The sequence below is a fragment of the Streptomyces collinus Tu 365 genome, assembly GCF_000444875.1.
In the GTDB taxonomy this organism is placed as follows: Bacteria; Actinomycetota; Actinomycetes; order Streptomycetales; family Streptomycetaceae; genus Streptomyces; species Streptomyces collinus_A.
In genome coordinates, this window is the sequence record NC_021985.1 from 6,371,421 (window position 1) to 6,385,297 (window position 13,877).

13 protein-coding genes and 2 pseudogenes are annotated in these 13,877 nt (G+C 70.6%); 7 read left to right on the forward strand and 8 right to left on the reverse strand.

What is annotated here, in order from left to right; all coding sequences use genetic code 11:
- Positions 1-25: 25 nt before the first annotated feature.
- From B446_RS27680 to B446_RS39965, 5 genes are read right to left on the reverse strand one after another with little or no spacing between them, the layout of a single operon-like run.
- On the reverse strand, positions 26-691 hold the full coding sequence (locus tag B446_RS27680; RefSeq protein WP_043479211.1) for a TylF/MycF/NovP-related O-methyltransferase: 666 nt from the start codon (positions 689-691) through the stop codon (positions 26-28).
- A gap of 5 nt (positions 692-696) precedes the next feature.
- Positions 697-1,167, reverse strand: a complete 471-nt coding sequence (locus B446_RS27685; RefSeq protein ID WP_020942731.1) for an NUDIX domain-containing protein — start codon at positions 1,165-1,167, stop codon at positions 697-699.
- Entirely contained in the window at positions 1,158-2,027 is an 870-nt protein-coding gene (locus B446_RS27690; protein ID WP_020942732.1) for an isocitrate lyase/phosphoenolpyruvate mutase family protein, read from the reverse strand. Before B446_RS27690 ends, B446_RS27685 begins: the two co-directional genes overlap by 10 nt.
- Positions 2,020-2,706 (reverse strand): dTMP kinase, encoded by a 687-nt coding sequence (locus tag B446_RS27695; RefSeq protein WP_020942733.1) that lies wholly within the window; start codon positions 2,704-2,706, stop codon positions 2,020-2,022. Before B446_RS27695 ends, B446_RS27690 begins: the two co-directional genes overlap by 8 nt.
- Complete coding sequence (locus B446_RS39965) at positions 2,703-3,464, reverse strand: hypothetical protein (protein ID WP_020942734.1); 762 nt, start codon at positions 3,462-3,464, stop codon at positions 2,703-2,705. Before B446_RS39965 ends, B446_RS27695 begins: the two co-directional genes overlap by 4 nt.
- Positions 3,465-3,620: 156 nt before the next feature.
- Between B446_RS39965 and B446_RS36190 the strand changes: the two genes are divergently transcribed.
- Genes B446_RS36190 through B446_RS27715 form a run of 3 tightly spaced genes read left to right on the forward strand, consistent with a single transcriptional unit; the run spans position 3,621 to position 6,733 of the window.
- Positions 3,621-5,186: a helix-turn-helix domain-containing protein gene (locus B446_RS36190; RefSeq protein WP_420010341.1), complete on the forward strand. Its 1,566-nt coding sequence runs from the start codon at positions 3,621-3,623 to the stop codon at positions 5,184-5,186.
- 59 nt (positions 5,187-5,245) lie between these two features.
- Positions 5,246-6,247, forward strand: coding sequence for an asparaginase (locus B446_RS27710; protein ID WP_020942736.1), 1,002 nt, complete (start codon positions 5,246-5,248; stop codon positions 6,245-6,247).
- Positions 6,248-6,274: 27 nt separating this feature from the next.
- Complete coding sequence (locus B446_RS27715; RefSeq protein ID WP_020942737.1) at positions 6,275-6,733, forward strand: PPC domain-containing DNA-binding protein; 459 nt, start codon at positions 6,275-6,277, stop codon at positions 6,731-6,733.
- On the opposite strand, the gene B446_RS27720 is transcribed toward B446_RS27715, so the two are convergent.
- On the reverse strand, positions 6,720-7,289 hold the full coding sequence (locus tag B446_RS27720; protein ID WP_020942738.1) for a nucleotidyltransferase domain-containing protein: 570 nt from the start codon (positions 7,287-7,289) through the stop codon (positions 6,720-6,722). The genes B446_RS27715 and B446_RS27720 overlap by 14 nt on opposite strands.
- 381 nt (positions 7,290-7,670) lie before the next feature.
- Between B446_RS27720 and B446_RS27725 the strand changes: the two genes are divergently transcribed.
- Positions 7,671-8,153: an ATP-binding protein gene (locus B446_RS27725; protein WP_020942739.1), complete on the forward strand. Its 483-nt coding sequence runs from the start codon at positions 7,671-7,673 to the stop codon at positions 8,151-8,153.
- A 211-nt stretch (positions 8,154-8,364) separates the two neighbouring features.
- Here the strand turns inward: B446_RS27725 and B446_RS27730 are convergent, their stop codons facing one another.
- Both B446_RS27730 and B446_RS40990 read right to left on the reverse strand, forming a co-directional pair.
- Positions 8,365-8,916: an ImmA/IrrE family metallo-endopeptidase gene (locus tag B446_RS27730; RefSeq protein WP_020942740.1), complete on the reverse strand. Its 552-nt coding sequence runs from the start codon at positions 8,914-8,916 to the stop codon at positions 8,365-8,367.
- The gene (locus B446_RS40990) at positions 8,913-9,368 is read right to left on the reverse strand and encodes a helix-turn-helix transcriptional regulator (protein WP_328285326.1); all 456 of its coding nucleotides are present in this window, start codon (positions 9,366-9,368) and stop codon (positions 8,913-8,915) included. The genes B446_RS27730 and B446_RS40990 overlap by 4 nt, the downstream gene beginning before the upstream one ends.
- Between B446_RS40990 and B446_RS27740 the strand changes: the two are divergent.
- From B446_RS27740 to B446_RS40445, 3 genes and pseudogenes are all read left to right on the forward strand, one after another.
- A pseudogene (locus B446_RS27740) lies at positions 9,277-11,053 on the forward strand (FG-GAP-like repeat-containing protein). The gene B446_RS40990 and the pseudogene B446_RS27740 overlap by 92 nt on opposite strands.
- A 532-nt stretch (positions 11,054-11,585) precedes the next feature.
- The gene (locus B446_RS37475) at positions 11,586-13,181 is read left to right on the forward strand and encodes an MFS transporter (RefSeq protein WP_020942743.1); all 1,596 of its coding nucleotides are present in this window, start codon (positions 11,586-11,588) and stop codon (positions 13,179-13,181) included.
- Positions 13,063-13,848: pseudogene (locus B446_RS40445) on the forward strand (LysR family transcriptional regulator); the annotation flags it as partial. The gene B446_RS37475 and the pseudogene B446_RS40445, both read left to right, overlap by 119 nt.
- Between the last annotated feature and the right edge of the window lie 29 nt (positions 13,849-13,877).

Below are 13,877 nucleotides of genomic sequence, written 5' to 3' on the forward strand. Positions count from 1 at the left end.
GCTCCACGTACCACGAGGACTGCGCTCATCCGAGGGACCCCGGCTTCTCGTACCGGCCGAAGGCCAGATCACCCTCGCCCACGACGACGGTCACCGGCGACGGCGCGCCGAAGTACGCGTCGCAGGCGCGCTTCACCCCGGGGAGCCCGTCCCAGGCTCGTGGATTGACCGCCGTGTCCGCGTAGTCGTCGACGAGCAACACACCCGTCGGCACCAGGCGGGTGACGCAGTGCGTGAGTCCCCTGAGGGTCGAGTCGTAGAAGTCGCCGTCCAGGTAGGCGAACGCGATCTCGTCGGGCAGCTCCTTGGGAAGGGTCTCGTCGAACCACCCCGGATGGATGGCCGGCCCGGGCCTGCCCCAGGCCGCGTGCGTGGCGCGCACGTCGTCCGGGAACGACCGGAGCTCGCCCGCCGCCAGGTGGTCCGAGTCCTGGGCGCCGGGCGCGGGCATGCCCTGGAAGGAGTCGTAGACGTGAATCTCGCGGTCGTGGTCGCCCAGCGAGTCGAGCACGCTACGGATCCAGAGGGCCATCGCACCTCTGTAGCAGCCGAGTTCCACCACGGCTCCCGGCAGACCGCGTGCGGTCATGTCGGCGAGCTCGCCGGCGATCACGCTGAGTCGGTCGGCACAGACCGTCCCGGAGTGCTCCCGCAGCAGCCACTCCCGCAGATCCTTCAACGTCGGATCCATGAGGGTCACCACCTGTCCACGAAGGGGTCGGCGAGCTCCCCGTTCAACGCCGCCGACAGCGGGCGGTTGATCCGGGGCAGCAGGTACACGTCGCCCAGACGTTCCAGCGGAACCCACTCGAAGCCCACCTGGATGGGGTCCGACGGTTCCGGCATGCGCGGCTCGGCGTCGTCCACCTGCTCGGCGAGGAAGTTGAACTGAACCTTCTGTACGTCCCCGAACTCGCCCTGCCACGACTCGGGGACGTACTCGACGACGCACAGGAGACGCCGGGCCACGACCTGCAGGCCGGTCTCCTGCGCGACCTTGCGGTTCACGGCCTGGCGCAGGTCCTCGCCGACCTGCGCCTTGCCGCCGGGGAGGTTGTAGTGGAACCCGGCCTCGTCGTCGTATGACAGGAGCAGGACGGCACCGTCGCGCACGATCGCCGCCTTCACGGAGACGCTGATCCGAGGCAGTTCGGGCGTCAGAGGCACGAGAGCGCCTCCGGTTCGCCGACGCGCATCAGGTCGCCGACCTCCGCGAGGGACCCCGCGAGGGTGGAGCGGAAGCTCCCTCCGCGCCGGAACTGACGGGCGGCGGTGCGCATACCCGCGAGGGCGGCACGGCTGAGCTGGTTCGCGTAGATGCAGAGGCGGAAGCCGGCCTCGCCGAGCTCGGCGGCGCTCAGGTCGGGGAACGCCGTGGGCACGCTGACCAGCGGTACGCCGTGGTTCCACGCGCGTCCGATGGCCCGCGCCTGGTCACCGGTGGCGTCCTTGGAGTGGATGAGGATCGCATCCGCTCCGGCGTCGGCGTACGCCTCGGCGCGGGCGATCGCCGTGGTCATGTCCTCGCCGGCGATCAGGGCCTCGGTGCGGGCCACGACCACGAGGCCGTCACCGGCGGTCTTCCGTATGCGCCCCACCTGCTCGCACAGCAGGTCCCGGTCGGCGAGGCTCTGGGCACGGTGGGCCGCGAAGCTGTTGCACTTGGGGTATGCGCTGTCCTCGACACACACTGCCGCGGCTCCGGCGCGCATCAGGTCGTACGCGAACCGCTCCGCCGTGCGCCCCGAGCCGCCCGCGTTGTCGATGTCGACGATGACAGGCAGTTCGGTGACGCGGCCGAGGGAGGCGACCACGTCGGACAGGTCCCGGGGGCCCAGGACGTTGGCGTCCGGTAGCCCGGAGGCCGCGGACACCTCCAGACCGCTCACCCACAGGGCGTCGAAGCCCGCCTCCGCCGCGACGTGCGCGGCGAGCGCGTTCACCGCACCGATCGCCAGGAGAGGGTGCTTCCGCTCGCTGTCGTCGAGGGCCTCGCGCAGACGCCTCGCCTTCGTGCCGTCAGTCACGGGTCTCTCCTCCTTCCGTGTGGGCGGCGATGGGCGGTACCAGCTGTCGATCGCGCAGTACGTCCCAGGCGGCGAGCAGCACCTCGGACCGGGGGCGGCGGGCATCCAGACGGACCACGTCGCCGAGGAGCGGGAACTGGTCGGGCTTCGTGACCACGGCCTCATAGGTCTCACGAACCCGGCTCTGGACGTCGTGCACGTCCCAGTCGGCTCGGACGGCGTCTCCCTGTCGGGCCTGCGCCCGGCTCATCGAGGCGTCGGTCTCCAGGTCCAGGACGAGCGTGAGATCGGGGGCCACGGTGAGGTGCGCGGCCAGCGTCTCGTACGTCTCCGACGCCCTCATGCCGTGCTTCACGGCGAAGAAGGCCAGCTCGCTGAGCAGCCAGCGATCCGTGATCACGGGCCGGGCCGGTCGCTGAGGGAGCACAAGGCGATCCAGCGTGGCCCGCTTGTCCGACGCGATCGCGGACAGGTAGGCGTCACGGTTTCCGGCGTTCGGCTGGTACTTGCCGGTGACGATGGCGGCGGCCTGGTCGGCGGCGAGGAAGCTGGTGGTAAGCACGCACAGCGGGGTGACGCCGTAGAGCCCCTCCCAGAGCCGGAACAGGCCCTTGCGTAGCGTCGTCTTGCCGGTGCCGTCGAGCCCCTCGATGACGATGAATGGATAGCGGTGGTTCATTCGACCTGCCCCGCCCCGGTGCCGCCGGCGTACTTGGTGAAACGGCCCCGCCAGCGGGCCGTGGTGGATACCAGGTCCACCAGCCGCAGCTCCGCCAACTCGTCGATGAGGCGGGGCAGCTCGGGCTCGGCGCAGATGCCGGCCTCGATGGCCCGGCAGTACGTGGCGCGGAGGGCCTGGTCGTCGGCGGAGTCGCGCAGCGCCGTCTCCAGCACCCGCGTGGCCATGCCGTGGGCCACGACGCTCACGGCGGTGCCCAGGGCCTGCTCATGGAGCGGGCCCGGGTGCGGCTCCAGCGTGATGTGGTGAACCCCGCGGTGGCGGATAACCGTGAAGAAGCCCACCCACCACGCGGCGGCGTCGCTGACGGCGGTCACGGCGTCGGACCAGGCTGCCCCGGACTGCTCCGCGAGGAGGTTCTGGGCAGCGGTGTCGGCGGCGTGGTGAAGTGCCCCGCGCTGGTTCCGCGGCTCCGCTCCGTGCCTCTGGGGCAGCTCCCACCAGAAGCCGAGCCCGGCGTCATCCAGCAGTGCCATCGCGGACTCGTCGCTTGCCAGCAGCGGAGACGGGCGTTGGGCCAGCACGGAGACATCGGCGCCCGGCACATCCGGCAGCGCCTTCTCCTCGGCGACGGCAGCCCGCCATTCGTCGAGATGGAGATGGAGCCGCTGGGTCAGCAGCCCGTCCGCCAGCGTCTGCCAGGCATGGGCGAGCGGCGGCGAACCGGGGGGCCGGGGTGGCAGGGTCAAGGAGGTCACAGGTCGGATCCTCACGTCCGGGGAGTCGCGGCACGCGGCTCCGGTCGGCGGTGCTCCACCACGATGGCCGCCACGAAGGCCCACGCCTATGACTGTTTATGAGCCCCATCAGCGGAACGTGCCCGGGTGATCACAGAGCGAGGGAGAATGCCGACCATGGTCGACAGCGGACAGCGGCGGTGTACGCGCTGCGGTGCCCTTCTCAGCCGCTTCAATGCCGGTACACGATGCGCCTCGTGCCAGGGCGGGCCGGCCGCCCGACGGGCCGACCCGGGCTTCTGGCGTGATCCGACGGTCCGGCGAGCCGTGGCCGCATGGGAACTCGGCACCGTCGTCAAGCTGTTCAGGAAGCACACGGGCCTCTCCCAGGCCGGCGTAGCGCGGATGGTCAGCATCGACCAGGCCGAGGTCAGCAGACTGGAACGAGGGCTCAAACAGATTCGCGACCGACGGCAGTTCGTCCAGTGGACCGATGCGCTCGGAGTCCCGGAGGAGCTGCTCGGGCTCCTGCCCACGGCCGATCCGCACATCCCGGACTCCACGGGCCGACCGGGAACGGCGGGTACCGGAGCCCGTGGGTACGCGACGCTGCCCGAAGGACCGGGCCAGCTTCTGTTACCCGCCGGCCGGTCCGTCCCGACGACGGCGCTTCCCGTGCTGACGCTTCCCGCAGCCTCCTTCCTCGGGGACAACTTGAGACTCGACTCCCGCCCGGAGCTGGATGCCTGGCGCACCATGCCGATGCGCGCGCTCGTCGTTGCGAACCGCACGGTGGACGGGGCGGTACGGCAGTTCATCACCGATGCCCGATCGAGCGGCGTAAGTGCCACGGCATCCGACCCGGTCGACATACCGGCCGCGTACGAACTGGACGACCTGACCTACGGCATCCTGTGGGCCGTGTCGGGATTCGAGGCGGCGCTGCTCGGCGACGATCAGCCCCTGCACACCTCGCTGGCGTCGCTCACCGTTTCCGCAGGCGCGCCAATCGCCGCCGACCTGACCGAAGTCTCCCGGATGCTCATCGGCTCGGAGACCGCAGCTCGGTACATCCTGGGCAACCGTGACCACCTGGGCGACGCACCCGTCTTCTGGACCAGGGAACAGCGTGGTGAAGAGGCCGCCACATGGCTGTTCTTCCGGCACAAATACCGCTACCTCGAATACCTCGAACGAACGGCCCCCCGACGTCCGAGCGGCACCAGCGGCCGGGGGTTCTGCGTCCCCGAGACGGCGATCGCCTCCTCGTCGGCGTATGAGCGCGTTCTGCTGTTCCTCGCCATCGCGCTCATGGAGTCCTTCGGTATCCGTACCTGGGTGACCGACGACGGAGGCTTCGCACACACTGACGGCTTCGCCCTCTCTCCCGGGCGCCGGGCTGTCATTGCCTCTTGGGTACGGACCGCGGGAGCGTCCCGCCTTGCGGTCACCGCGCGGCCGGGAGCCCTGCGGACTTTCGCCGATGTGACTGGCCACGTCAGCCACAATTCGGCCACAGCGGCTGAGCAGGCCGGACAGCGCCTCGCAGCGACGGCGGAGTACCTCGGCCTCGACGCCGCCTGGCTCGGTCGTCGGTGCGCCCAGCTGTCGGCCGTCGGCACGGAGCGGTTCGCCCGGCCGCGCAGCCGGCTGCTCGGCCTCGAAGGGCTGGAGGCTGCCTGCCGGTTCGTGGCCGAGCAGCTAGTGATCATCCCGCGTACCCGGACGGCGCCGACCCGATAGCCTGCGTGAACCACTCGTGAGGCCGTGCTCGGCGGCGTCTGGACAGGGGAGCAGGGGATATGACGGAGTCGGTCAGGAACGTGGCGGTCTTTTCCCTCGGCGGCACGATCGCCATGACCACGGATCCCACCACCGGAGGTGTCGTACCCGCGCTTTCGGCCCACGAACTCCTCGCCGCAGTACCTGCTCTGGCCACGAGCGGCATCGGCCTCAAGGTGCTGGACTTCCGGCGTCTGCCCGGCGCCTCCCTGACCTTCGAGGACCTCACCGCACTGTCGGCCGCGATCACGGCGGAGCTGGAGGCCGGTGGCGTGGACGGCGTCGTCATCACCCAGGGCACCGACACCATCGAGGAGACTGCTTTCCTCCTCGACCTTTACCACGGCCATGAGCAGCCAGTCGTCGTCACCGGCGCGATGCGAAACCCCACCCTGCCCGGCGCCGACGGCCCGGCCAACATCCATGCCGCCGTCCTAGCCGCCGCCGCCCCCGGCCTGCGGGGCGCCGGCTGCCTCGTCGTACTCGGCGACGAGATCCACTCGGCCCGGACCGTCCGCAAGTCCCACACCACCAGCCCCGCCGCCTTCACCTCACCAGCAAGCGGCCCGATCGCGCGGGTCGAGGAGAACCGGGTGCGGATGATGGGTGGCCTGCCGTCCCGCGGACCGCTCGTCAGCGCGCCCGACTGTGAGGCTCGCGTCGGGCTCTACACCGTCACCCTCGGCGACGACGGCACCCTGCTCGACCTGTGGGACGGCAACTGCGACGGACTCGTGGTCGCGGCCTTCGGCGTCGGCCACGTCCCGGAGCGCCTCGTCGAAGGGCTCACCAAGCTCGCGTCCTGCATCCCCGTGGTCCTCGCCTCCCGCATCGGCAACGGATCCGTCCTGTCCGACACGTACGGCTTCCCCGGCTCCGAGAAGGACCTCCTCGGGCGAGGACTCATTGGCGCCGGAGACCTCAGCCCGTACCATGCGCGGCTCCTCCTCCACGCCCTGCTTGCCCAGGGCGCCGACGGGGCGACGGTCCGCGAGACCTTCACCACCGCCTCCGCCCGCTGATCCCATCCCGTCAGGAGACACCCGCACATGCGCGCTCACGAGCTGACCGTTGGCCGTACCTTCGGCGTCACCTTCGACCACGGGGAGGACTTCTTCGAGGCGCTGTCCACCTTCTGCCGGGACAACGACGTACGGCAGGGCTACATCCCCTCGTTCATCGGGGCCTTCGCGGAGGCCGAGATCGTGGGTGCCTGCGAGAAGCTCGCCGACCCGGACGCACCGGTCTGGGCGAAGACGTACGTCACCAACGTCGAGGCGTTCGGCGCGGGCACATTCGCCCACGACCCGGCCACCGGCGGGATACTTCCGCACATCCACGTCTCCGCCGGCTTGAAGGCCCAGTCGGCCGACGGCAGGACGAGCCATCTCCTCAGCGCCACGGTCCAGTTCCTCAGCGAGCTGCTGATCGTGGAGGTCGCGGCGCCCACTATGACCCGGCCCCGGAACCCCGACCTCTACGACGTTCCGCTGCTCACGTTCGGCTGACCGGAAGGAGTCGGCGAATCCAGGGGTGGCCGGGCGCGATCACCTTGATCGCGTCCGCCAGCCAGGCACGTGCCGGAGCATCGAGCAGCGGCAGTACCGCTTCGAAGTCGGTCTCGTCCTTGTCCCGGGTCGCCTTGGCCTTGTAGAAGAGCTGCACCTCGGGCGCGAGGTATGGGATGCCCGCCTCGCTTGTCCACCCGAGCTTGTCGATCGGGAGCCGGATCTGCGGGGTGCGCCGCGAGACCCACTGGGTTCCCTCGGCCTCGTCCAGCATGAGCTGCACCGACCAGGGCGCCTTGGACGTGCGGCGGCACCAGATGTCGTGGAGCGGCGGTCGAAGGACCTCTCCAGGACGCCACGGTCGCAACTCCCCCTGGCCAGGCGGATCCGCCACGTGCAGGTCCCAGTCGGCCAGCAGTTCATGTACGAGGGCCTGGTCACGCCGGAGGACGAGGACGTCGAGATCGCCGTGTGCGCGCAGCTCGCGGCCGACCGCGAGTTCGATCGCGTAGCCACCGGCGATCCACCACGGGAAGTCAGCCTTGGCGAAGACCATGGCCACATCCTCGGGGCGATCCGGCACCCAGCGTCCCAACACGTCAGCACTCACCCGCCCATACTCCCAGTGACCAGACGGACGGAAGCGCAGGCCGACGGCGGGTCGGCGGTCTCGCTGGAGTGCCTTGTCGCTCGCTGGCCCTCGCGCTCATAAACGCCCATGAGCATCAGGGGCACCGGCGGCCATCGTTGAGTGCGTGACTCGCGACCGGTCTCATGGCTGGTGCCTGAGCCACGATCCTCCCGGGGTCGCGCGCCCGAAGCTGGGGTGCTTCCTGCGGCCGTACGCCTCTCAGCGGCGTGCCTGACGCGCTTCCGCGACCACGTCGCAGCTCCGGGAGACGGCCACCGACGTCACCCACAGGAGGTCCGCCGCCCGATGATCAGCGCGCCGTCCGCCGCTCTCGGCCTCGTGTACCGCTGGACCGACCACACCATCAACCCGACCGGCGAAGCCCGCGCGGTTCTGCGACGTGTCCTCAAGGATCTGGGCCTGTCAGGAGACCTCGTCAGCGACGGAGTCCTGGCCGTCTCCGAGCTCGTGGCGAACGCGCACGAGCACGCGCGCGGCCCGTACGAGGTACACCTTCGCTCTGTTGCCGGAAGATACATCTGCGAGATCCACGACGGGAATCCTCTTCTCCCTCCGGACCTCTACCTGGCTGCCGTGTCCTCGCCGGAAGCCACCGCGTCGGAGGTAGTGAGCGGGCTGCTCACTGAGCGCGGACGGGGCCTGCACATCGTGAACGAGCTGACCCAGGGACAGTGGGGGTTCCAGGTCACGAACTGCGGGACCAAGGCGGCCTGGGTGGTGCTGACCGAGGCTTCGGCTGCGATGGCTAACCGAGGCGGTCAGACCTGACGAACATGCCGATGCGGCAGATGCTCCCGCAAGGTCGTCGAGAAGGTCGGTGATCGCGTATCGACGTACCGTCGCACCGCTCGTACGCGTGCGTCATTCAGCGCTGGCGGCGGCCCGACATGCGCAGAGTCCGCGAACCGAAGTACTTGCCTGCTCCCGCGCCACGTCCCGGCGGCAAGCGGCAGACTGACAGCGCCTACCTCCGGCGCCGTCAGCGGCCTCGGACCTGTTTGGCCACCCCAGTGGTGTTGTACCGGTATCGGGCCATCTCTTCGGTCACTCCGTAGTGCTCGGCGATCTGCGTCGGCCCCCACTGGCGGCGGACTGCGCCGAGCAGCAGGGGGCGGGGAAGCATGAGTGTTCCGCCAAAGGCAGTGGCTTGTTCTTCCTCGTCGGGGCGGCAGGTCCTGAAGGGCATGCCATTGACTTCGCGGATCTCGGTCAGGTCATGCTTCAGGACGAGGTGGGAGAGCTCGTGGGCCACGTCGCTGGCCCTGCGACCCGCTGTTCGGAGCGGGTTGGTGACGACGATGTTCCTGCCGGAGACCTGGAAGGTCGCGGCGGAGAAGGCGTACGCCTGGACCCGTTCGAGTTCTTCGAGGCGGGTGCGGCTGACGAGCTTCTCGGCGCTGACGATCTTGACCTTGAGGTGGTCGGCGAGGTCGTCGACGTTCAGGGCATCGGTGTCGCCGAGGTCGAGTTCGCGGCGCAGTCGGAGGGCTTCTCGTTCGGCGTTGGCCTTGAAGCCTCGGGGGAGGGTCACAGTTCGCCTGCTTCGACGAGTCGTTCGAGTTCGGTGTTCATGTCGGTGAGCAGGTCGGCGAGCCGCTGGGGGACACCGGGGCGCAACACCGAGGCAGCCCGGAGGTGGCAGGCAAGGGCGGGTACGCCGGGGACCGCCTCCTTCGCGAGGGCGTCGTAGAGGTCGCGCAGAACAGAGCTGATCTTGTTCGCCGCGTCGTCGGTGAGCCGAGGGTCTGCGTGGAGGTGGGTGATGGCCTGGTCGAGGGGCGACATCTGGCGGGTGGCGGTCGGGGTGAAGAAGCGGCTCGGGGAGACGCCGAGCCAGGCGCAGAGGCGGGTGAAGGTGGCGAGGTCGGGCTGGGCGCCAGCTTCGACCCGGGTGAGGGTGCTGAAGCTGACGCCCGCTTCGACGGCGGCCTGCCGGAGAGACTCTCCCGGCGGTGACCCGCTGCCCGAGCAGTGGCAGCTCACTCCCGTAGCGGCCGCACCCGGCGACGACCCCGTGTACGTGATCCGCACCGCGGTCGGCGGCAAGGTGCTCGACAACCCCGCCGCCGCGGACCACGGCGTGCGCCAGGCGAACGCCGCCGCGGGCAGGAGGAACCAGCAGTGGCGCGTCGTCCCCGTCGAGGGCGAAGCGAGCCTCTGCTTCATCGAGGCCGTCACCGACGAGACGGTTCTCGACCTTGCCGACCCCGGCGAGGACGGCACACGGGTGATCCTGCGCGCGTACGACGAGAACGCGGCAAGCCAGCGTTGGCGGTTCGTCACCGCCGCACCCGAGCGCACCAGCGACCTCGTGCTGTCCTGGACACCCCTGGGTCACTGGAACGGCCGCCGGTCCTGGCGCCTGTCCCGGTCGGCCGCGGTGCGCCCGGCACCCGGCGCGGCGCCTTCCTTCAGCGACCTGTTGCTGGTCCTCGAACGCTTCGGCAGCGACCAGAACGCCGGCGGGTGGGGGAGCGCCGGGGCCGGCCGCCCGCCCAACGGGCAACCGGGTGGATGGGCCGGAGCAGGTGCGCGCTTCCTCGCCGACACCACGGGGTCGGGCCGGGCGGACGTCGTGGGGCTCAAACCCGCGAAGGGGGCTGTGACCGCGTCCAGCAGAGGCGACGGCACGTTCGACGACGAGGAACGAGTCCTGCACCGGCCCCCGTCCTCCCCGCATCCGGCTGACCTGTGGGCCGTCACCGACATGACGGGCGACGGCAAGCCCGATGCCGTCACACTGTGCGCCGACGGCGTCCGCGTGTCCCCCCCGGGACGGCGGCGGGGCGTTCACGCCGGCGGGCGGCACCCCGGCCGTCAAGGGGTTCGGCCACGACCAGAAGGCCGGCGGATGGCTCGTCGACAAGCACCCCCGTTTCCTCGTGGACACCACCGGCGACGGCAGACGCGACATCGTCGGCTGCCACGACGACGGCGTCTGGATCTCGCTCCAGGACGAGGAAGGGAAGTTCGCGCCGCTCCCCGACGAACCGGCCCTCCGGGCGTTCGGCCACGACGAGAAGGCGGGCGGGTGGCTCGTCGACGAGCATCCCCGGTTCCTCGTCGACACCACCGGCGACGGACGCACCGACATCGTCGGATGTCATGACGACGGTGTCTGGATCTCGCTCCAGGACGAGGGCGGCACCTTCGCCGAACCGCTCTACGTCCTCGACGACTTCGGGACGGACCAGGGGTGGAAGTCGGTCGAGGAGCACCCCCGGTTCCTCGTCCGCACCATCGGTGGCGGGAAGATGGACATCATCGGGTTCGGCCCCCAGGGCGTCGTCGTCTCACGGGGACGCGTTGACGGCACGTTCGAGCCCTCGCAACTCGTCCTGAACGACTTCGGGCACGCCCAGGGCTGGACGGGCGGCAGGCACCTCCGGTTCCTCGCCGATGTCACCGGCGACGGCAACCCGGACATCGTCGGTTTCGGCGACGAAGGGGTCTGGGTGTCGCACAACCGCGGTGACGGCCGGTTCGACCAGGCCCAGCTCGTGTGCCGCGGTTTCGGGTACAACGACGACGCAGGCGCCTGGCGCGTCGACCGCCATCCCCGCTTCCTCGCCGACATCACCGGCGACGGACGCGTCGACGTCGTCGGCTTCGGCGGCCCGGGCGTGTACGTGGCCCGCAACCTCTTCCGCCGCTTCAGAACCCGATAGGCACCCGAAAGGCTGTGCGGCCGGACGACCGAGAGGCCAGGGCTTCGCCACCCGAGTGCGCGGCGGATGCGGACGGGCCCGCGTGCCTCGGTCTCGGTGACGGGACGGCCGGACTCGGTCACCAGGCGGGGGGCGCGTCGATCACGGCGTGGGAGCGGAGTGAGGGCATGGGGTCGTCGTCCTTCGCGTGAGGAGTCGGAGGAAGGTGGGGGGCGGATTGACGCGCATCGCGTCCTGCTGACGCCCCGCACTCAGGGAAGTCATTCATGCGCTCCGCGAATCAATGGGTGCCGGAAGCTATTTCTCCCGCCCGGTCGCCCCGGGCTACGTTGCGGGCGCCGTCGTTCACGGCGGTTCCCTTCCAACTACCCGACGGGGATACGCCATGAGAATTCCGGGTCCCCCACGCGCACGCCTGGTGGCACCTGTACTTCGTCCGGTCCGGTTGTGGCGCCCTCCTTCTCGAGGGGGCGGGCGAGACGGACGGGCCGGCCGGACCGGGGGACCTCCTTCCCGGCGGCACGCGGGCTGGGTGCTGGCCTCGCTGCTCGGCGGCATGTTCCTCGGGAACGTGGACATCGCCGTGGTGAACGTGGCCATCCCCTCGATCCGCGACCACCTGCACGCCTCCGGCGGCGAGCTGGAGCTCATCGTCTCCGGGTACACCCTCGCGTACGCGATGCTGCTGATCACCGGAGCCCGCCTGGGTGAGATCCGCGGCCGCCGCCGGACGTACCTGGCCGGCCTCGCGGTGTTCACCCTCTCCTCCCTGGGCTGCGGCCTCGCGCCGGACGGCGTCACGCTGGTGGCGGCGCGCGTAATCCAGGGCGGGGGCGCGGCGCTGATGGTCTCGCAGGTGCTGACGGGCATCCAGGTCACCTTCGACGGGGAGGCGCGGCGCCGCGCGCTGGGCGCGTACACCGCCGTCCTGGGGGTGAGTTCGGTCATCGGGCAGGCCCTCGGCGGCGTCCTCGTCTCGGCGGACGTCCTGGGGACGGGGTGGCGGCCGATCTTCCTCGTCAACGTGCCGATCGGGATCGTCCTGCTCGTCGCCTCCTGCGTGTTCCTGCCTGCCGACGAGGACCGCGGCGCCAGGAAGCTGGACCTGCGGGGCGTGGGACTCCTGTCCGCGGCGCTGTTCCTGCTGGTGGCTCCCCTGGTGCTGGGGCAGGACGCGGGCTGGCCGTGGTGGGCCCGGGCGTCGCTCGCCGCTTCGCTGCCGGCCTTCGCGCTGTTCGCGAAGGCCGAGCGGGACGTTGCGCGGGGCGGCGGCGAACCGCTCATGAACGTGGCGCTGCTCGCCCGCCGTCAGGTGGCCCTGGCTCTGGTCTCCCAGGCGGTCACCCGCGCGGGCTACTTCGCCCTGCTCTTCGTCCTCGCGCTCCACCTCCAGCAGGGCCTGGGCGAAAGCGCGGTGTACGCGGGACTCCTGCCCATCGCATGGGTGGCCACCTTCGCCCTGGCCGGCCCGGCCCTGGGGCGGGCGGGCGCACGCACGCGCCGCCTGGCGGCACCGGTGGGCGCCCTGCTGATGGCGGTGGCCTTCGCCGGGGTGGCGGCCGGCCTGCAGAGCACCGGGTGGCTCGTGCTGCTCCTGGGTATCGGCGGGATCGGCTACGGCGCGGCCTTCAGCGGGACGCTGGCGCACCTGACGGAGTCCGTCGAGGCGGCGTACGCGTCCGACGTGAGCGGCCTGTTCAACACCACGCTCCAGGTCGGCGGAACGATGGGCGTGGCGGTCTTCGGCACCGTCTACCTCGCCCTGACCGACCACACCGGCACGGCACACGCGGCGTTCGGCACGACGAACGCGTGGCTCGCCGCCGTGTCGGTGGCCGCCGCGGCGCTGATGTCGCTGGCGGGGCGGCCGGCCGGCCGGGTCCCGTACGTCACCGAAGGCGCGGGGCTCCTCGGCCGCTCCGCATATGGTGTCGATCATGGGAGTCGAGTTACACCATCTGCGGGGCTTCCTCGCGGTCGCGGAAGAACGGCACTTCACCCGTGCGGCGAAGCGGATGGACGTGTCCCAGCCGACGCTCAGTCGCAGTATGCGGCGCCTCGAAGCCCTGCTCGGCAGACGCCTGCTCGAACGGACGACGCGGCAGGTGACGCTCACCCCGGACGGTGAGGCGCTCTACGCCCAGTTGAGTGTCCTCATACCGAGGCTGGAGGCGGCGCTGTGGCCCGGACCGGCGGACGACGCGTTCCGCGTGGGCTTCGCCTGGGGCTTCCCGTCCCCCTGGCCTCAGGTGGTGATCGCGCGCTTCGAGGCGGAGACGGGCATGACGGTGAGCGTGCGACGCCATGACGCGAAGCTCGCGGGGGTGGACCGGGGGCAGGCCGACGTGGCGGTGCTGCGCGGGCGGGTCTCGGTGCCGTCGGACATGCGGTCGGTGACGTTGTTGCACGAGCGCAGGATCGTGGCCGTATCGACCCGTTCGGAGCTCGCCGGGCGCGAGGAGATCAGCTGGACCGAGATCACGGACCACCGACTCGTGCTGAACGAGGTGAGCGGGACGACGAACCTCGACGAATGGCCTGCGGACCGACGGCCCGAAGTAGCGGTGACGTGCCGCAACTTCGACGAATGGCTGGAGGCGGTGGCCGCGAACAAGGGGCTCGGGGTCGTACCGGAGTTCGTGGGCCGCCAGCACATCCACGCGTTCGTCTCGTTCCTGGAGATCCCGGACGCCCCGAGGGTGCCCCTGCAGTTGGTGTACCCGCGGCACGGAGGGCATCCGAAGGTGGCACGGTTCGTGGAGATGGCTCAGGAAGCGGTGAGGGGCGAGGCATAGGGCCGGCTCAGGCCCGGGTGCCGCGCAGC

Coding starts and splice junctions, on each gene's coding strand:
- B446_RS27680 (WP_043479211.1), bottom strand. CDS start 691: ATGGATCCGACGTTGAAGGATCTGCGGGAGTGGCTGCTGCGGGAGCAC.
- B446_RS27695 (WP_020942733.1), bottom strand. CDS start 2,706: ATGAACCACCGCTATCCATTCATCGTCATCGAGGGGCTCGACGGCACC.
- B446_RS36190 (WP_420010341.1), top strand. CDS start 3,621: ATGGTCGACAGCGGACAGCGGCGGTGTACGCGCTGCGGTGCCCTTCTC.
- B446_RS27710 (WP_020942736.1), top strand. CDS start 5,246: ATGACGGAGTCGGTCAGGAACGTGGCGGTCTTTTCCCTCGGCGGCACG.
- B446_RS27715 (WP_020942737.1), top strand. CDS start 6,275: ATGCGCGCTCACGAGCTGACCGTTGGCCGTACCTTCGGCGTCACCTTC.
- B446_RS27720 (WP_020942738.1), bottom strand. CDS start 7,289: ATGGTCTTCGCCAAGGCTGACTTCCCGTGGTGGATCGCCGGTGGCTAC.
- B446_RS27725 (WP_020942739.1), top strand. CDS start 7,671: ATGATCAGCGCGCCGTCCGCCGCTCTCGGCCTCGTGTACCGCTGGACC.